This is a genomic window from Pseudomonas sp. S8, assembly GCF_050473925.1.
In the GTDB taxonomy this organism is placed as follows: Bacteria; Pseudomonadota; Gammaproteobacteria; order Pseudomonadales; family Pseudomonadaceae; genus Aquipseudomonas; species Aquipseudomonas parakoreensis.
This window is the reverse complement of the sequence record NZ_JBFDVZ010000016.1, coordinates 756,213-774,329: the sequence shown is the minus strand read 5'-3', so window position 1 is coordinate 774,329 and position 18,117 is coordinate 756,213. Positions and strand designations below refer to the sequence as shown.

Here is an 18,117-nt window from a genome sequence, read left to right as displayed (position 1 = left end):
AGCGGCGAGTCCGTGCCTGCTGTGCGCAGCCTGGAAAAACTAAAACATCGGGGCTTGCGGGGCTGACATGGGAAGCGGGGACAAGCGTCCGGCTCGGTCGCCGCAATCAGCCTGTAGGAGCTGCCGCAGGCTGCGATCTTTTGATTTGGCTTCTAACAGCAAGATCAAAAGATCGCAGCCTGCGGCAGCTCCTACAGGGGTTTGGGTCAGAGCCGGCGTTTGCGGGCGAGGCTCGGGATGGTGGTTGGCGGGATCAACACTTGCTGCGCCTCGGGCGTGGTGCTGAGCGCCAGTGCCGCCAGCGTCGGCTGGCTGAATAGCGCCCGGGCGTCGGTGTGCAAACCGCTCTGACGCATGCGCGCCACCAGACTCACCGCCAGCAACGAGTGCCCGCCGAGTTCGAAGAAATTGTCGTGCCGTCCGACCTGCTCGACGCCAAGCACCTCGCCCCAGATCTGCGCCAGCGCGGTTTCGACTTCACCCTCGGGCGCCACGTAAGGCCGGTTGATGACGGCATCGGCCCCCGGTTCCGGCAGGGCCTTGCGGTCGATCTTGTCGTTCGGTGTCAGTGGCAAAGCGTCGAGCAGCACAAACGCGCCGGGCACCATGTACTCGGGCAAACGCTCCAGCACATGCCCGCGCAAGGTTTCCAACGATGGCGCGTCGATGCCGGCGCGCACGGTGTACCAGGCCACCAGACGCTCATCGCGCACCATCACCACCGCTTGGCGAATCGCCGGATGTTCGATCAACCGTGCCTCGATTTCTCCCGGCTCCAGACGCAAACCACGCAGCTTGATCTGGAAGTCGTTGCGACCAAGGAACTCCAGCTCGCCGTGATTGTTGTAGCGCGCCAGATCTCCCGTGCGATACAGCCGATCCCCCGGCACAAACGGGCTGTCGATGAAGCGCTCAGCCTGCATCTCCGGCAGTCGGTGATAACCGCGCGCCACGCCAACGCCGCCGATGTGCAACTCACCGCTGACGCCTTGCGGTACCGGTTGACCGTAGGCATCGAGCACATACAGACGGGTGTTGCTCAATGCCTTACCGATTGGCACCACGTTGTCCGGCACCGGCATGTCCGGCTCCAGCGTCCAGCCGGTGCTGTCCACCGTGGTTTCGGTCGGGCCATAAACGTTGTGCAAACGCACCCACGGCAGGCGTGTCCGCACCTGACGCGCGAGCGCTGCACTGAGTTCGCCACCACCGTTGAGTACATCGGTCAGGCTGGTGCACTGCTCGACATCGTCCTGCTCGATGAACTGCTGCAACAGCGCCGGAACGAATTTGACTACGGTGACCTGCTGCTCACGAATGGTCTGCACCACATAGGCCGAATCGCGGTTGCCGTCCGGTCGCGCCAGTACCAGACGCATCCCGGAACACAGCGGCCAGAAGATCTCCCACACCGAACTGTCGAAGCTGAACGGCGCTTTTTGCAGCAGCGCACCGTGTTCGGTCGGCGGACTGAGCTGCGAACCCCAATGCACCATGTTGCAGGCACTGCGATGCTCGATCATCACGCCTTTCGGCAACCCGGTGGAGCCCGAGGTGTAGATCATGTAGGCGAGGTTCGAAGCACTCAGGCCCGGCACCTGCAGATTGTCTGACGGCTGCCGCTCCCAACTGCCGTGATCCAGATTGATCAGCGGCACACCCGGCTCACCCAGCAATTGCCGTGTGGGGCCATGCACCAACAGTGCGACAGGCGCGCTGTCCTGCAACATGTAGTTCAGGCGCTCCAGCGGATAGTCCGGATCCAGCGGCACATAAGCGCCGCCGGCCTTGAGAATCCCCAGCAGACCGACCACCAGATCCAGTCCGCGCTCGACGCAGATTGCTACGCGCGAGTCCGGTTGCACGCCGAGTTCACGCAGGTGATGGGCCAGACGATTGGCGCGCTGATTGAGCTCAAGGTAAGTCAGGGTTCCCTGCGCGGATTGCAGCGCGATGGCGTCCGGCTTACGCCGCACCTGTGCTTCGAACAACCTGTGCAACGGCTGACCCAGCGGACAATCGACCTCAGTGGCATTGAACGTGATCAGCAAGCGTTGCAGCTCTTCGGCTTGCAGGATCGGCAAGCGGTTCAACGGCTGCTGCGGTGTCTGTTCCAGGGCCTGCAGCAAACCGTGCAACGCGGTTTGCATGTAGCCGCAAATCCGTTGCGCGCCAATCTGCGCCACGGCCCTGCCGGTGAGGCGCAAGCCGTTGCCGTAATCATCCACGCTCATGGTCAGCGGATAGTTGGTGCGCTCTTCGTTGGCCAGGGTTTCAATGCCTTGCCAGGCTTGCCGCGACGGCTCCAGCAATTCGGCTTCGTCACTGTGCCGGTAGTTGAGCAGCGCGCTGAACAACGGCGACGGCGAAGCGACGCCACTGCAGCGCTGGGCCAGTGCCAGCGACGCGTGCTCATGCCCGAGCAGCGCGGTCAGCCGCGCGTGGGTGGCGCGCACGGCGTCCAGCACCCCGGCATCGACATCGATGCGCAACGGCAAACTGTTGATGAACACGCCCAAGGCCCGATCAGCGCCCTCGCCGCCTTGCATACGCCCCATCAGCACCGTGCCGAACACCACACGCTGCTGGCCAGACGTCGCCGCCAGCACCCGCGCCCAAGCCAGATGAATCAGGCTCGCCACACTGACCCCGGCCTGTCGTGCTTGGGTGCGCAGACGCTGATAGACGTCAGCCGGCAACGCCTGCTGCGCTTCGTCGATGCCGCGTCCGTCGCCCTGCACTTCCTGCAGGCCGAATGGCAGGGTCGGCTCGTCGATGTCCGCCAGTTGCTCACGGAAAAACGCCTCGTGTTCCTGCTCGCTGACGCCCAGCCGCGTCTGCGCCACGTAATTGCGATACGGCACCGGCGGCGCCAGCGCCACGACCTGCCCCGACAGACTGGCCTGCATCTCGCCGCGCATCACCTCCAAAGCGATGTGATCCATGGCCAGGTGATGGAACAGCAGAATCCCCACCACCCGATCCAGCGCCGGATCACGGGCATACACCAGGCGCATCAGAGGCGCCTGGCTGACGTCGAGGCGATAACGCCGGGCGTTGAAGCGCGCGTGCAACTGCTCGATGACCGGGCCGTCGGCCGGGTCCAGCTCGACCTCCTGCAACGGCAGAATTGCCGCGCGCCACACCACCTGCACCGGGGTGTTCAGGCCTTCCCAGAGCACCGAAGTGCGCAGAATGTCGTGGCGCGCCATGACCTCGCGCAGCGCCGCAGCGAAGGCCTCGACGCGCTCAAGACTGTCGAACGCCAGTTGCGACTGCAGCAGGTACGGATCGCCCTGCTCAGCGGTGATGTGGTGGTAGAGAATCCCCTCCTGCAACGGTGCCAGCGGGTAGATGTCCTGCACATTGGCGGCGCCCCCCGGAACGCTGGCGACGATCCGCTCGATGTCCGCCTGCTGCAGTTGCACCAGCGGCAGCATTGCCGGAGTGATATGGGTGCAATCGGCAGTGATGCGGTTGGCCGGCACTTCGATTTCCCGACCGCTGCCGACCGAAGCGGCCAGTGCAGCGAGCGTCGGCTGGCTGAACAGCACGCGCACGTCGCTGCTCAGATCGAGCTGACGCATGCGTTCGATCAAGATCACCGCCAGCAACGAATGCCCGCCGAGTTCGAAGAAATGGTCATGACGCCCGACCCGTTCGACTTGCAGGACTTCGGCCCAGATCTGCGCCAGGGCGATTTCGACCTCGCCTTGGGGTGCCTCGTATTCGCGGCGGATCAGATCGTCCGGCCCGGGCGCCGGCAGTGCCTTGCGATCGACCTTGCCGTTGGCGGTCAGCGGCAGCGCCGACAGACGCACATAGGCGTTCGGCAGCATGGCGCTGCTCAGGCGGGTTTTCAGGTGTGCGTGCAGTTCATTGATGTTCAACGGCGCCCGCTCGGTGAACCACGCCAGCAATTGTCCGTCGCGCACCAGCACCACCGCTTCGCGCACCGCTGGATGGCTGGTGAGTGCGCTCTCGATCTCCCCCGGCTCGATCCGGATGCCACGGATTTTCACCTGATCATCGTTGCGCCCCAGATACTCCAGATTGCCGTCGGCGCGCCACCGCGCGAGGTCGCCGGTGCGGTACAGGCGCGCGCCCGGTTCAGCACTGAACGGATCACGCAGGAAGCGTTCAGCGCTCAGCTCTGCGCGGTTCAGGTAACCGCGCGCCACCCCGGCCCCGCCGACGTACAACTCGCCCGTCACGCCCAGCGGCACCGGTTGCTGCTGCTCGTCGAGCAGATACACCGTGGCGTTGCTCACCGGTTTGCCGATGTGCAGCGCCTGCCCGGCGTCGATGCGCCCCGAGGTCGCCACCACGGTAGCTTCGGTCGGGCCGTAGTTGTTGATCACTTCGAACGATGGCTGACGCGGGAACTGGCGCAGGCGATCGCCACCGATCAGCAGCGTGCGCAACGTCGGGTGATCGAGCTGGCGGCTGAACGCGTATTCGGCGATCGGCGTCGGCAAAAAACTCACGTCCAGCGGCTGCGCACGCCACCAGTCGAGCAGCGCATCGATGTCTTCGCTGCCCTCGCTGGCCGGCGCCAGGTGCAGGGTCGCGCCCACGCACAGCGCCGGCCAGACTTCCCAGGCCATCGCATCGAAACCGAAACCGGCCAGGCTTGAGGTATGGCTGCCGGCATGCAGGTCGAAGACATCAGCGTGCCAATCGACCAGATTGCACAGGGTGCGGTGCTCGACCATCACCCCCTTGGGCAGGCCGGTCGAGCCGGAGGTATAAATCACATAAGCGAGGTTGGCCGGGGTCAGCCCCGGCACCTTCGGCGCGTCGACCCGGCCAGCCGACCAACTCGGCTGATCCAGCTCGATCACCGGCACCGACAACGCCGGCAAATGCCCGCGCAGCGCGCGCTGGGTCAGCACCGCGATGGGCGCGCTGTCCTCCAGCAGGTAGCTCAGGCGCTCGGCTGGATGCGCCGGATCCAGCGGTACATACGCGGCGCCAGCCTTGAGGATCGCCAACAGTCCGACCAGCGTGTCGAGCCCGCGCCAGGCAACGATCGCCACCCGGTCATCCGGGCGCACCCCGAGATCGAGCAGATGATGAGCCAGCGCGTTGGCGCGTTGATTGAGTTCGGCATAGGTCAGGCCTTGCCCTTGCTCAACCGCCGCCAGCGCCTGCGGCCGTAGCGTCGCCTGCGCTTCGATACGTTGCTGAAGGGGCGTCGGCGCCGGGTAGTCCACCCGCGTGGCATTCCACTGTTGCAGCAGCGCGGTTTCCTCGGGCGTGCTCAGGTCGAAATCCGCCACCGCCAGGTTCACCGCCTCCAGCCCCTGCTCCAGAATCAACAACCAGCGTTCCGCCAGAGCCTTGACTTGATCGGCGCTGAAATACGCCTCGCTGTAGATCAGGTACAGGCGCGCATCATCATTGGCAAGGTTGCTCAGCAGGTGCACCGCCAGCGGTGTGGCCTCCTCGACGTTCGAGGCCTTGATGATCCGCCCCGATGCCTCGCCGTAGCGATAATCGTGAGTGCCCTGCTCGTAGGACACCGTGACCTCGAACAGCTGCGAGCGCTCCTCCCGCAGCAGGCCGAGGGCGCGATTCATCTCACTCACGGGGAAACGCTGATGGCGAAAGTCCTGGCGCAGTTCATCGCGAATCGCCCGGACTAGTTCAGCGAACGTGCAGTGGCGACCGAAGCCCATGCGCACCGCACTGACCTGGGCGAACAGCCCGAGGGTGGATTTGAAGCGCGCGCCGGAGCGGTTGAGAATCGGCAATCCAACCACCCATTCGTCACGTTGTGCGGTGCGGCTGAAGTAGACATGCAGCGCCGCCAGCAACACATGGAACGCCGACGCGCCGAACGCTCGGGCCACCTGCTGCATGCGCTCGTGCAGCAACGCCGGCAAGGGCTGCGCGTAGACCTGCGTCTGCGCGGTCTGGCCGGCCAGACTCTGCTGATGCCGTGGCAGCAACAGCGGCTCGGGCAATTGTCGGTACTTGTCCAGCCAATAGGCGCGATCCTGCGCATAACGCGGCGACGCTTGATAGCGCGCATCGTCCTCGATGAAGTCGATGTACGACGGCGCCGCGACCGGTGCCGGTTGGCCGTGCGCCAGCGCGTTGTAGATCTCGTCCAGCGACTTGAACATTTCGCCGAAGCCCCAGCCATCGACGATCAAGTGATGCGCCTGCACGGACAGCCAGTGTCGCTGCTCATCGAGGCGGATCAACAGAAAGCGCAACAGGCAGCCGCCGTCCAGCACAAAGGGCTGATCGATGCGCGCCTGCACCAATGCCCGCGCCGCCGATTCCGGGTCGCTGTGCGCCGACACATCGTCGATCGGCATCGGCACCGCTACTGACCGGGCGAACTGCTGCAAAGGCAGGCCATCGGCGCCAGCGCCCGGCAGCAGAATCGTGCGCAGCGCGTCATGCCGGGCTACCAGTGCTTGCAGCGCAGCCTGCATCCGCGCCGGATCCAGCGGCCCGCTGAGGTCCAGGTAGCCGCCGATGTTGTACAGCGGCGAATCCCCGCGACTCAGCTGATCCAGCCAGATATCCAGCTGCGCAGCGGTCAGCGGATACGTCTGGAGCGATGCGGACGGCGTGGCCACCGCAGGGGCAGAAATAGGCGGCATAAGATCCTTCTCATGTGATTTTGCGCCTATTCAAGCATCGGCCCCGATGCCGACATGACACGTAAAACCCGGACAACCCCGCCCCGGGCGCTGGCCTGTCAGCGCTTGTAGCCCCTGATTGGGTGGGAACCCACTAAAAGTTCGGAGAGGAAACACTGAAAATTCTGTAGGAAAAATGCCACACACCAGCGCTGCCATCGACCTGCGTTGTGACCTCAAAAAAACGCCACTGCCCCGGTTTTCAAGGTCTTGCCGTGACCAAACAGTCACGCGATGCGCAACACCTGTAGCAAATGGCGTCAGAAGCCCGGCGCCAACTTTCAGGAATGATGGCACTTTGTGTCCCTGTTTTCCCCTACAGACGTAGGACAAATCCATAGGCTTAAATCCCGCCCCAGATCAGTTTCAAGGAGAGACGATTGCGTGGGCGGCTTTTGCATAAACAGCGGACGACTCGGTGATGACTCGGAACCAGGGATGACAAGGATATGAATCTGACCGGCAGCATTCGCAACATGGAAAACCCGCATTTCTACTGGCAACTGGGGGAACTGATTGCCAGCACCGGCGACGATCATTTCGCCAGCAACCTGTTCCAGTTGGTCGACACCCTGGTGCCGGTCAATCGCGTCGATCTCAGTGAGTGGACGCTGGACGAACGTCAGGCCAGCGTGGTCGAGATCAAGGCGCTGGGCAGCGCTGGCCTGCCGCAGACCTTCCCGCCGCCAGACCCGTTGACGAGTCCGGACGATCATCCGCTATTGCAGAAGATGATCGAGATGAATGATTCCCTGCTGATTCAACTCAAAGCCTCACTCCAGCCCCGCCATCCGCAGCACAGCGTGCACCAGTGCAATCTGGTGTCGCGCACCTCCAACCGCCGTTGTGTCATCTCGTTCTACCGACCGCATACGCAACGGGTGTTTTCCCTGCCGGAGCTGTCGTTTCTCAAAAGCCTGTCCGACACCCTGTTGCCGCTGATTGAACGGCACGCGCAACTCAGTCGACAGATCGTCGCCAAACAACCGCGCCTGCCCCTGGCCGATCTGGAGCAGGCGCCGTTGCAGCAGGTGTTCGACGAGCGCCTGGCGCTGGGCGCCATTGTCCTCTCGGCCCGGGAAAAGGAAGTCTGCCTCGGGCTGCTGACCGGCGGCACTGTGCCGCAACTGGCCGAGCAGCTGCGGGTCAAGAGCAGTTCGGTCGAGACCTACCTCAAACGGGCGACCGCCAAACTGGGGGTCAGCGGACGGCACGGTCTGGCGCGCTGGATGGCCGGGGCGTAACCGCGCGGCCATGGTTCAACGGTGTTTGATGATGGTGTGGGGACGCAGTGCCCGGCACGTGTTTTTTCTGCATGAGAGCGTTCGATGCTGCGCATTTCCCTGCTGTCCCTCGCCGTCCTGTTGGCCGGTTGTTCGTTGATTCCCGAGTACCAGCGCCCTGCCTCACCGAGCGCTGCGCAGTACCCGCAAGGCGCGGTTTACCCGGCACCGACACCCGCCGCAGCGCGCACTGAAGACTGGCGCACGCTGTTCAACGACCCGGCGCTGCAACAGTTGATCGAAAGCGCGCTGGTGAACAATCGCGATCTGCGGGTGGCCGCGCTGAACGTCGAGGCGTTTCAGGCGCAGTACCGCATCCAGCGCGCCGATTTGCTGCCGGCGGTGTCGGCCAATGCCAGCGAGTCGCGCCAACGCCTGCCGCCCAGCGTGACCCGCAGCAAAGCCATGATCAATTCGACCTATGCGGCGAATCTCGGCGTCAGTGCCTATGAGCTGGATTTTTTCGGCCGGGTGCGCAGCCTCAGCGAGCAGGCGCTGCAAACCTGGCTGGCGACCGAGCAGGCGCGGCGCAGTGCCGAGCTGAGTCTGGTGGCCAACGTCGCCAATGCCTACCTGACCTGGCGCGCCGATCAGGAGTTGCTCGAACTGACGCGCCAGACCCTCGCCGCCGATGAACAGAGCCTGCGCCTGACCACGCGCAACCGTGACGCCGGCAAGTCTTCGGCGCTGGAACAGGCGCAGGCCAAGACCAGCGTCGACAGTTCGCGAGCCAATCTGGCGCGCTACAAACGCCAGGTGGCGCAGGATCTCAACAGCCTGACGCTGTTGGTCGGCGCGCCAGTCCCCGAACAACTGCCGGCGCAACCACTGGCCAGCGATCTGATCCGGCAACTGCCGGCCGGGTTGCCGTCGGATCTGCTGCAACGGCGCCCGGACATTCTCCAGGCCGAGTACCAACTGAAGGCGGCCAACGCCAATATCGGCGCGGCGCGCGCGGCGTTTTTCCCCAGTGTCAGCCTGACCGCCAGTGCCGGCACCTCCAGCCGCGATCTGTCCGGGCTGTTCAGCGCCGGCTCCGGCGCCTGGACGTTCCAGCCGCAAATCAACCTGCCGATTTTCAACGCCGGCAGCCTGCGCGCGAGCCTGGATTATTCGAAATTGCAGAAAGACGTCGCAGTCGCCGAATACGAGAAATCGATTCAGACCGCATTTCAGGAAGTCGCCAATGGCCTGGCGGCGCGCAGCACTTATCAGCAGCAATTGCAGGCGCAACGCGATCTGGTGCAGGCCACTCAGGACTACTACAACCTTGCGCAGCATCGGTATCAGAATGGCGTCGACAGCAGCCTGACGTTTCTCGATGCACAGCGTTCGCTGTTCAGTTCACAGCAGGGGCTGATCACCGATCGGCTCGCGCAACTGGTCGCCGAGGTCAACTTGTACACCGCGCTGGGCGGCGGCTGGCGGGCCGATGAGGCGAATTTTCATTAGCCCCCCGTCACTTTTTCTTACACCTTTTGTCGCCCGATCCTGCGCCACGCAGCGATCCGTGGCCGGCGTCTGCCGTCAGTTTGGTATCATGCGCCGCTTTTACGGTTAACCCCCCGCCAGTCCTGCCGACTGACGGGCTGCAAAAGGCGGTATTAGATGACGGCTTTGTTGACTCGCCGCAAGGTGCTTGCGGGAATGGGCGTGCTGGGCCTGGGCCTGCTCGCCGGCTGCGACACCCGTGGCCAACTGTCGTACAAGTACGGCAAGGACCTGAGCGACAAGATCCTCGGGCGCACCTTCAAGCTGAAGAACACCGACGGCGAAACCATGACGCTGTCGAGCTTTCGCGGCATGATGCCGATGATCTTCTTCGGCTTCACCCAATGCCCGGCAGTGTGCCCGACCACCCTCGCCCGCGCCGCGCAAATCAAGAAACTGATGGGCAAGGACGGCGACCGTCTGCAGGTGATCTTCATCACCCTCGACCCGGAACGCGACACCCCGCAGATCCTCGACAGCTACGTCAAAGCCTTCGACCCGAGCTTCGTCGCGCTGTACGGCACCGTCGAGGAAACCAAGGCCACGGCCAAGGAATTCGACGTGTTCTACGAGAAGGTCCCGGCGGGCGATACCTACACGATCTCCCACACTTCCACCAGTTACGTCTACGACTCGCGCGGCCAATTGCGCCTGGGTCTGTCTGTATCGCTTTCGGCACAAGAGTGCACGGAAGATTTGCTCACCGTTATGGAGGTCTGCTGATGCACCCCGTTCTGAACAACATCAAACGCGCCGTGTTCGGTCTGTCGCTGCTGGGCCTGGCTTTTCAAGTCTCGGCCCAGACCAAGGTCGACGACGCCTGGGTGCGTGCGACCGTGCCGACCCAAATGGCCAGCGGCGCGTTCATGACCGTCACCGCCGACAGCGACAGCAAACTGCTGAGCGTTGCCTCGCCAGTGGCCAAAGATGTGCAGATCCACGAAATGTCGATGAAGAACGACGTGATGAGCATGGGCCCGGTGAAATCGGTCGACCTGCCGGCCGGCAAAGCGGTCAAGTTCGACCCGAACGGCTACCACGTGATGCTGATGGGCCTGACCGGCCAGCTCAAGGAAGGCGAGAACGTGCCGCTGACCCTGACCGTGGAAAACGCCAAGGGCGAGAAAGAGACGGTTGAAGTGAAAGCCCAAGTGCGTGCGCTGACCACTATGCAAGGCCACGATCACAGCAAGATGCATTGATCTGACTTTGCGGCAATAAAAAGGGGCGGCCTGATCGATGATCAGGCCGCCCCTTTTTATTGCGCAAGTCAGCCGCGTTTGCGAACCAGTGCGTTGCGCACACTTTCTCTCGACATCCCTGAGCGCGGTGCCGCCGCAGTTTTCTCCACGGGCGCCGCAGCCAACTGCTGCTTGCGCTTCAACACCTGACTCCAGCGATAACCGAGATAACCGCCTGCCGCAAAGAATCCCAGCCAACCGGTGATCAGGTTGACCACTGTCCACAGCCCAAGGGTGATCAGTACGGTTTTCCAGGTGAACAGCTTCAGGCTGGCGCCGACAACATCCTCAGGCATCCACCAGCCGCTCACGCAAAAACTCGATGAAACGCTGGGTCTTGGCCGGCAACAAGCGGGTTTCCGTCAGTGCGTATACCGCAATTGAACTGGACTGCCACTTTGGCAACACCCGGCATAACGCGCCGCTGGCCAGATCTTCGGCGGCAATGCCTTCGGCCAACACGGCGATTCCCTGATCAAGCATGGCCAGGCGCCTGAGCATGCCGACACTGTTGAGCTGAAAGCGTCCGGCGATTTCGACTTCAATCGTCTCTCCGGCCGTAGACAGGATCCAGTTGTCCGGCCTTGGCGTGCGCAAACGCAAGCACTCGTGCTTCACCAGATCACTCGGTTGCCGCGGCGTACCAAAACGCTGCAGATACCCCGGTGATGCATACAACCCGCGTCGCAACGTGGTGAGCTTGCGGGCGATCAGATTGGACGTCGCCGGCTCACCCATGCGGATCACGACATCCACCGGCTCGCTGACCAGATCCACCTGGCGTGGCGTAAGGTCGAAATCGAAGCTGATGCCCGGGTAATTCCCGGCAAATTCGGCGATCAGCGGTGCCAGATAAACGTTAGCGAAATCCACCGGCATCGACACGCGCAACAGTCCACTGGGCTGCGCCAGCATTTCACCCAGTTGCTCGTGCGCCAGGCGCGCCTCCTCGACGATCCGCTTGCAGCGGTCAAAGTACAGCTGCCCGGCTTCAGTCAGTTCAAGCTTGCGCGTGGTGCGATGTAGCAAACGCAGGCCAATGGCCTTTTCAAGGCCGCTGATGCGCCGCGATAAAGTCGAATTGGGCATGCCCAGTGCCTCGGCCGCGCGACGAAAGCTGCGCACCTTCACTACCTCCACAAACAGCGCCATATCGTTCAAAAGCTCCACGGGAATTGCTCCATGAGTGGAATAGTCATTTCATCTTTAGCGGATTTATCCCGAAAACGGATTGATCAATGATAGCCACATCAATTACCGAGGAGCAGCAAAATGAGTTCGCTATTCACGCCCGTCCAGATGGGTCGCGTTGTACTTGAGAACCGTCTGGTGATGGCGCCGATGACTCGATCCCGTGCCGATGACGACGGCGTACCCAGTGATCTGGTCGCCACTTATTACACGCAGCGCGCCGGCGCCGGCCTGATCATCAGTGAAGGCGTGTATCCCCAGGGGACGGGTAAAGGCTATGTGCGTACTCCCGGGATCGAGACCGACGAACAGGTCAGCGCCTGGAAACAAGTCACCGACGCGGTGCATGCTCAAGGCGGCCGAATTTTCATGCAATTGATGCACAGCGGACGAATCTCCCATCCGTCGCTGCAACCCCGCGGCGCCCTGCCCCTGGCACCGTCGGCGATCAAACCGGCTGGTCAGACCTGGACCTCGAATGGCCTGCAAGACTTCGTCACGCCGCATGCACTGAGCGTGGTCGAAATTGCCGCAGTGGTTGAAGGCTACCGTCAGGCAGCTCGCCGGGCGATTGAGGCCGGTTTCGATGGTGTTGAAGTGCATGGGGCCTCCGGGTATCTGCCAGAGCAGTTTCTCTCCTCTGGCAGCAACCAGCGCAGCGATGAATATGGCGGCTCGGTGGAAAACCGCGCGCGGTTCCTCCTCGAAGTGCTGGCGGCAGTTGCCACGGAAATTGGCAGTGATCGCGTGGGCTTGAAAATCTCCCCCGAGATGAATTTCAACGACATCATCGATGCCGACCCACAAGCAACGTACACCTATCTGGTCGAGCACCTGCACAGTCTCGACCTTGCTTATTTGCACGTCGCCTTGTTTGGCGCCAAGACCGACTATCACGCGTTGCTGCGGCCACTCTTCGATGGTCGCTACTTGATCGGTGGAGGACTCGATCAAGCCGCCGCCCAGGCGTTGATCGAAAACGCACAAGCGGATGCTGTGGTGTTCGGCAGTGCGTTCCTTGCCAACCCGGATCTGCCCGAGCGTCTGCGTCTCGGTGCCGAACTCAATGCACCGGACAAAGACACGTTCTACACCCCGGGCGCCAAGGGCTATATCGACTATCCGACATTGAGCCAAGTGTAAGGAGTCTGCCATGTCCGCCCGCGCCTCCTTGAAGTCCATGCGTCACGGCAGCCATTTCCGTGCCTTTTCTCTGCACGGCGGGCAGCCGAATGTCAGCATCGACCCGTTTCTTGCCGTAGACCATGCGTGGACCAGCGGGCCGACGTTTGCGCCCCACCCACACGCGGGGTTCAGCGCGGTGTCGTATCTGTTTGCCGACTCGCAAACCGCAATCGACAACCGTGATTCGCTGGGCAACCGCAACTTGATTCGACCGGGCGGCCTGCACTGGACAGCCGCCGGCAAAGGCATCGTTCACGAAGAGGTCCCGAACGAAAGCGGCAAGACCGTACACATGCTGCAAATTTTCATCAATTTGCCGCTCGCATTTCAGGAGGCTGCGCCTTTTGCCCTCAGTCTTGCCCCTGAAGACGTGCCGGTCTTGCGTTTGCCGGGGGCCGAAATCCGGGTGCCACTGGGTGCCTTTCTCGACACCCGCTCGCCGCTGGATCTGCCGACCGACGTAAGCCTGCTCGATATCAGCATCAAGCCGAGGCAAGAAGTGCGGATTCCCGTTGCCAGCGGCGAGTCGGCGTTCGTCATGCCAATCGACGGCGACATCTGGATCGACGACCAGCGTTTCACCATCGACAACGCGCAGGTACCCGTGAGCCTGGCCATCGGCGAAGCGCACAGCATCACCCTGCGGGCTACAGATGCGCCCGCCCACGCCGTGGTGTTTCGTGGTGTGCCATTGCATCAACCGGTGTATTGGCAGGGGCCGCTGGCACTTGCCTCGTCAGACGCGCTGAGCCGGGCGGTTGCGGCCTATCAGCGCGGTGAGTTCGGAACTCTGCAACCCCGTTGAACCGTTCCATCGACCGGGGCGCCGTGCCCCGTAACATCTGCCAGGAGAGATACCATGAGTTACGAGAAATTCAGTGCCAATAATGCTGCCCTGCTGTTGATCGACCATCAGGTGGGCACCATGGGCTGGGTGAAATCCATTCCGTTCGAAGAACTCAAACGCAATGCCCTGATGCTCGCCAGAACCGCAAGCATTCTCAAACTGCCGGTGGTGCTGACGTCGAGTATGGAGGAATACGCTCAGGGTCCATTGCTCAGCGAACTTGAGACGATCCTGCCAGCCGAGTTCGCCGCACGAGTCAAACGCTTGGGCATCGTCAACGCCATGGATGATGAAAACTTTGCCGGCGCCGTCAAGGCGACCGGACGCAAGAAGCTGATTATTGCCGGGGTCACCAACGACGTCTGCACGGTATACCCGGCGTTGAGTCTGGTGCGCGACGGTTATGAAGTGCAGGTGGTTGCCGATGGCGGCGGATCGCCGAGCGTCATGGCCGACGATATCGCCTTGCGCCGCATGGACAAAGGGGGGGTGACCCTGACCACGACCAATCAGTTGATCGCCGAACTGGCCGGCAGTTGGGCAACCCCTGAGGGTGGCCAACTGGTGCAGGTGTTGATGGAAGCCTTGCAGTCCTGATCACTCAACTCAGGCAGCCGCCGCTCGGCGGCTGTTTTTATGCATCAGCTCCCCGCGCCACCATGCGCCTCTTCAAAGAAGTAATCCTTCCAGCTGCCGGCATTGTTCTTCAGCACGCCCAGTTCCTGCAGTTTTTCGGCATAGATAAACGTGCGCTGCGGCACCACCGTGAAGTCGATTTCCGGATCGGTGACGATCTTCTCGACCAGCGCCAGCGGCAGCTTCGACTGTTCGACGCGGATGTACGCCTGGGCGGCGGCGGGTTTGTCGGCTTTGATTATTTTTTCCGCTTCGGCCAGCGCATCGTAGAACGCCTTGTAGGTCCTGGGGTTGTCGTCGTGGAATTTTTCCGTGGTGTAGAGCACGTTGAAGGTGGCCTGACCACCGAGCACATCGTAGGAACTCAGCACTTTGTGCACGTTGGGGTTTTGCAGCGCCTGATACTGGAACGGCGGACTGGAGAAATGCGCGCTGATTTCCGAACCGCCGGCAATCAGCTCCGCCGTGGCGTCCGGGTGCGGCAGGCTGACCGAGATGTCGTCAAATTTCTTGTACTGGTCATTGCCGAATTCCCTGGCCGTTTCGATCTGCAAGGTACGCGACTGGAAACCCACGCCCGCCGCCGGCACGGCGATACGATCCTTGTCGCTGAAGTCCTTCAGGGTTTTGATGTCGGGGTTGTTGGTCAGCAAGTAATTGGGCATCGAGCCGAGCGAGGCAATGGCCTTGACGTTCTGTTTGCCGCGGGTGCGATCCCACACGGTAAGCATCGGCGGCACCCCGGCGGAGACCACGTCCAGCGCACCGGTGAGCAGTGCTTCGTTCATGGCAGTGGCGCCGGAGATGCTGTTCCAGTCGACCTTGATCTCCAGCCCCTGCGCCTTGCCGTGTTTTTCGATCAGTTGCTGATCACGAACCACATCGAGAATCAGATAACCGATGCCGAATTGCTGGGCGATGCTGATCTTGCCTTCGGCCTGAGCGCCGCTGCTGAACAGCATGCTGCTCGCCAGAGATGCGGCCAACAGAGTCAGCGCAGAACGTTTGAACGGTGTGGCCATGACAACCTCGCAGCAGGGTGGATTTGGCTGAAAGGCCGAACTCTATCGCTATAAAAAACAGAAATTAAATACCGTTATCGAATATCCATAGCACGCTCGCATGGGCCGTCATGCGCTGATTTAAACAGCCTGAAACAATAAATCTGCCATCGGTTACACGTTGTGCGTCAGTCACTAGCGGGCTGACACCAGCGCTGGTCACGGCCTCAAGCCCTGCGCCGTGTCTGTGCGAGCAGATTAGCCACGCGTTTAAAAGGGCGATCACACAGGCCACCCTTGGTATCATCGCGCACACTTTTATGACGGTTTGATGGCTGGAAGGTCTTTGTTTGTGAGCGTTCTTTTGCGTTGGTTGCGGCAACCGCATGCCCGCCTGTTTTCCCTGATTCTGCTGGTACTGATCGTACCGGTGTGCCTGCGCGCGGCATTGGGCTGGTCGTCGCCGCTGGGCTATTTGTCCGACCTGGCGATTGGCAGTTCGCTGGTGCTGTTGCTGCATCGCCGTGCGTGGTGGCTGGCGTTGCCGTTGCTGCTGTTCTGGGGGTTGCTGGCGGTGGCGACGGCGGAGTTGGTCAGCGCTGTCGGCCGACTGCCGAATCCTGCCGACCTGCATTACCTGATTGACCCGCAGTTCGTGGAAAACTCCACCGGTGGCGGTTTCGCCCACCCGGCGCTGGGCGCTGCCCTGCTGCTGGCGCTGCTGCTCTGGTTGCTGACGCGTTTCGCCAATCGCGCGCAACCCGCTGCTGCCCTGCCCCGTGCCGTGTGGGCCGCACCGGCGCTGCTGTTCGCTGCGCACTGGGGCGTGCAAAACCAGTGGCCGAGCGAGGAAGATCCGTGGCGCATGTACAACCTGCCGCATCAGTTGCTCGCCTCGCAAGTCGCCGATCTGCAGTTGCAGGCCGAGGAATGGCTGGACGGTGACGTCGAAGAACCCGCGCCACAGATGGCTGGGTTGACCGATCTGGATCTCAATGGCCATAAGCTGCTGGCCGCACCGGGTCAGGCGCGCAATGTGCTGATCATCGCTCTGGAAGGCATTCCCGGCGCGTACATCCGCGCCAATCGCGAGGCCATCGGCAGCCATTATCAGGAAGACCTGATGCCCAACCTCAGCCGCTGGGCCGAGCGCGGCATGAACACCCCGGATTACGTGCTGCATACGCACCAGACCATTCGCGGCCTGTACGCCATGCTCTGCGGCGATTACGACAAGCTCAACAACGGCACGCCCAAAGGCGTGGAAATGCTTACCCAGCAGGAGCGCAATCAAGCCTGCCTGCCGGCGCAGCTGCGGCAGAACGGCTTCAGCACTCATTACCTGCAAGGCGCCGGTCTGCGTTTCATGGCCAAAGACAAGATCATGCCGCACATCGGTTTCGATGCGACCCACGGTCTGGAATGGTTCTCTAACGCCAACTATCTGGAGTTTCCGTGGGGCAAGGATGACAAGGCGTTCTTCGAAGGCGCGCTGGATTACGTTGGTCAACTGAAGCAGCAGAAGCAACCGTGGATGCTCACCCTGCTGACCGTTGGCACCCACCAGCCCTACTCCGCGCCGGAAGACTATCTGGCGCGCTACGAGACACCAAAGCAGGCCGCTGTCGGTTATCTCGACGATGCGCTGGAGCAGTTCCTCAGCGGCCTCGAACGCCAAGGCGCGCTCAAGGACACGCTGGTGGTGATCACCTCGGACGAATCCCACGGCATCGACGGCGTGCGTCTGGCGTCGTCGTGGGGCTTCAACCTGACGCTGGCCCCCGAACATGAGCAACTGCCGCGACTGAATGCCGGGGTGTACGGTCATGTCGATCTGAGCGCATCGATCCTCGACTATTTCGACTTGCCAGTGCCGACGGCGTTGAGCGGCCGCTCGCTGTTTCGCGACTACGACAGTGGGCGTGAAATCATGTCCTACACCAACGGCAAACTGCGCTACCACAATGGTCAGGGGATCTTCTCCGAGTGCGACATGCCGCGCCGTTGCCGCTACTACGAAAGCGCCGGATTCATTGCCGAGCGTGCCACCTTCAAGGGCAATGAAAGCAGCCAGCAGGCCCGGCAGATTGCCGCGCGGGCCATGGCGCTGGACCTGTCGCTGCTGCGCACCCCGCTCAATCAGCGTTACCAGTTCGGCAGCAATAACGTCATCCCACTGCAGGCGCAGATCAACGATGACTGGGCCGACAACCTGATTGGCGCGCAGTATCTGGAAATGCCCAAGGGCTCGCACACCCGCGTGCGCCTGACCGTGCGCTCGGTGGACCCGCAGCAGGCGGCGTACATTCAGCTCAAGGCCAAGGAGTTCGAACAGGACGTGCAACTGGGTCTGCCAACCGAGATGGTCGCCACGGCTGATCAGCCGCTGGAAATGGATTTCAGCTTCGACAACCCGCAACAGCGCAAGGCGTTTTCGTTCCACTTGCTGGGTTATGGACTGGGTGCGGTCGAGGTGACGGATTTCAGTGTGATCACCGAGTTGCCCGGGCAGGAAGAACCGCTGGATACGCTGCCGGACGATGAGACGATGCAATCGAGTTGAAATCAGGGAGGGGACGGATT

General features: G+C 62.1%; 11 protein-coding genes and 2 pseudogenes. 8 read left to right on the top strand and 5 right to left on the bottom strand.

The genetic code is table 11. The annotated features are described in order from the left end of the window. Nucleotides 1-206: 206 nt before the first annotated feature. Nucleotides 207-5,195 (bottom strand): annotated as a pseudogene (locus tag AB1J88_RS04925) (amino acid adenylation domain-containing protein); the annotation flags it as partial. 102 nt (nucleotides 5,196-5,297) lie between these two features. Further along, nucleotides 5,298-6,620 (bottom strand): annotated as a pseudogene (locus AB1J88_RS04920) (condensation domain-containing protein); the annotation flags it as partial. A 488-nt stretch (nucleotides 6,621-7,108) separates the two neighbouring features. Here AB1J88_RS04920 and AB1J88_RS04915 point away from each other — a divergent pair. The 4 genes from AB1J88_RS04915 (at nucleotide 7,109) to AB1J88_RS04900 (ending at nucleotide 10,635) form a co-directional block, all read left to right on the top strand. Continuing rightward, a complete protein-coding gene (locus AB1J88_RS04915; protein WP_430290381.1) occupies nucleotides 7,109-7,903 on the top strand; it encodes a helix-turn-helix transcriptional regulator in 795 nt (264 codons plus the stop codon). An 84-nt stretch (nucleotides 7,904-7,987) separates the two neighbouring features. After that, a complete protein-coding gene (locus AB1J88_RS04910) occupies nucleotides 7,988-9,394 on the top strand; it encodes an efflux transporter outer membrane subunit (RefSeq protein WP_430290380.1) in 1,407 nt (468 codons plus the stop codon). A gap of 156 nt (nucleotides 9,395-9,550) precedes the next feature. Beyond that, nucleotides 9,551-10,156 carry an SCO family protein gene (locus AB1J88_RS04905; RefSeq protein WP_041067212.1) on the top strand — a complete coding sequence of 202 codons (606 nt, stop codon included), beginning with the start codon at nucleotides 9,551-9,553 and terminating at the stop codon, nucleotides 10,154-10,156. Next, on the top strand, nucleotides 10,156-10,635 hold the full coding sequence (locus AB1J88_RS04900; RefSeq protein ID WP_083369345.1) for a copper chaperone PCu(A)C: 480 nt from the start codon (nucleotides 10,156-10,158) through the stop codon (nucleotides 10,633-10,635). The genes AB1J88_RS04905 and AB1J88_RS04900 overlap by 1 nt, the downstream gene beginning before the upstream one ends. A gap of 68 nt (nucleotides 10,636-10,703) precedes the next feature. Here the strand turns inward: AB1J88_RS04900 and AB1J88_RS04895 are convergent, their stop codons facing one another. Together AB1J88_RS04895 and AB1J88_RS04890 are read right to left on the bottom strand one after the other, a co-directional pair. After that, nucleotides 10,704-10,970: a hypothetical protein gene (locus tag AB1J88_RS04895; RefSeq protein ID WP_430290379.1), complete on the bottom strand. Its 267-nt coding sequence runs from the start codon at nucleotides 10,968-10,970 to the stop codon at nucleotides 10,704-10,706. Continuing rightward, nucleotides 10,963-11,844 (bottom strand): LysR family transcriptional regulator, encoded by an 882-nt coding sequence (locus tag AB1J88_RS04890; RefSeq protein ID WP_041067218.1) that lies wholly within the window; start codon nucleotides 11,842-11,844, stop codon nucleotides 10,963-10,965. Before AB1J88_RS04890 ends, AB1J88_RS04895 begins: the two co-directional genes overlap by 8 nt. A gap of 102 nt (nucleotides 11,845-11,946) precedes the next feature. On the opposite strand from AB1J88_RS04890, the gene AB1J88_RS04885 reads away from it, so the two are divergent. Genes AB1J88_RS04885 through AB1J88_RS04875 form a run of 3 tightly spaced genes read left to right on the top strand, consistent with a single transcriptional unit; the run spans nucleotide 11,947 to nucleotide 14,494 of the window. Next, the gene (locus AB1J88_RS04885) at nucleotides 11,947-13,008 is read left to right on the top strand and encodes an alkene reductase (RefSeq protein ID WP_086792781.1); all 1,062 of its coding nucleotides are present in this window, start codon (nucleotides 11,947-11,949) and stop codon (nucleotides 13,006-13,008) included. A gap of 10 nt (nucleotides 13,009-13,018) precedes the next feature. Beyond that, nucleotides 13,019-13,855 (top strand): pirin family protein, encoded by an 837-nt coding sequence (locus tag AB1J88_RS04880; protein WP_430290378.1) that lies wholly within the window; start codon nucleotides 13,019-13,021, stop codon nucleotides 13,853-13,855. Between the two features lie 54 nt (nucleotides 13,856-13,909). Then, nucleotides 13,910-14,494, top strand: coding sequence for an isochorismatase family protein (locus AB1J88_RS04875; RefSeq protein WP_041067227.1), 585 nt, complete (start codon nucleotides 13,910-13,912; stop codon nucleotides 14,492-14,494). Nucleotides 14,495-14,538: 44 nt separating this feature from the next. Here AB1J88_RS04875 and AB1J88_RS04870 read toward each other — a convergent pair whose 3' ends face one another. Continuing rightward, a complete protein-coding gene (locus AB1J88_RS04870) occupies nucleotides 14,539-15,555 on the bottom strand; it encodes an ABC transporter substrate-binding protein (RefSeq protein WP_430290377.1) in 1,017 nt (338 codons plus the stop codon). A gap of 310 nt (nucleotides 15,556-15,865) precedes the next feature. Here AB1J88_RS04870 and AB1J88_RS04865 point away from each other — a divergent pair, with 310 nt between their 5' ends. Beyond that, nucleotides 15,866-18,097: an LTA synthase family protein gene (locus AB1J88_RS04865; RefSeq protein ID WP_430290376.1), complete on the top strand. Its 2,232-nt coding sequence runs from the start codon at nucleotides 15,866-15,868 to the stop codon at nucleotides 18,095-18,097. Nucleotides 18,098-18,117: the final 20 nt, after the last annotated feature.

Excerpts from the sequence above, each read along its gene's own strand:
- AB1J88_RS04895 (WP_430290379.1), bottom strand. The coding sequence starts at position 10,970 with ATGCCTGAGGATGTTGTCGGCGCCAGCCTGAAGCTGTTCACCTGGAAA.
- AB1J88_RS04870 (WP_430290377.1), bottom strand. The coding sequence starts at position 15,555 with ATGGCCACACCGTTCAAACGTTCTGCGCTGACTCTGTTGGCCGCATCT.
- AB1J88_RS04905 (WP_041067212.1), top strand. The coding sequence starts at position 9,551 with ATGACGGCTTTGTTGACTCGCCGCAAGGTGCTTGCGGGAATGGGCGTG.
- AB1J88_RS04900 (WP_083369345.1), top strand. The coding sequence starts at position 10,156 with ATGCACCCCGTTCTGAACAACATCAAACGCGCCGTGTTCGGTCTGTCG.
- AB1J88_RS04865 (WP_430290376.1), top strand. The coding sequence starts at position 15,866 with ATGGCTGGAAGGTCTTTGTTTGTGAGCGTTCTTTTGCGTTGGTTGCGG.
- AB1J88_RS04880 (WP_430290378.1), top strand. The coding sequence starts at position 13,019 with ATGTCCGCCCGCGCCTCCTTGAAGTCCATGCGTCACGGCAGCCATTTC.
- AB1J88_RS04885 (WP_086792781.1), top strand. The coding sequence starts at position 11,947 with ATGAGTTCGCTATTCACGCCCGTCCAGATGGGTCGCGTTGTACTTGAG.
- AB1J88_RS04915 (WP_430290381.1), top strand. The coding sequence starts at position 7,109 with ATGAATCTGACCGGCAGCATTCGCAACATGGAAAACCCGCATTTCTAC.
- AB1J88_RS04910 (WP_430290380.1), top strand. The coding sequence starts at position 7,988 with ATGCTGCGCATTTCCCTGCTGTCCCTCGCCGTCCTGTTGGCCGGTTGT.
- AB1J88_RS04875 (WP_041067227.1), top strand. The coding sequence starts at position 13,910 with ATGAGTTACGAGAAATTCAGTGCCAATAATGCTGCCCTGCTGTTGATC.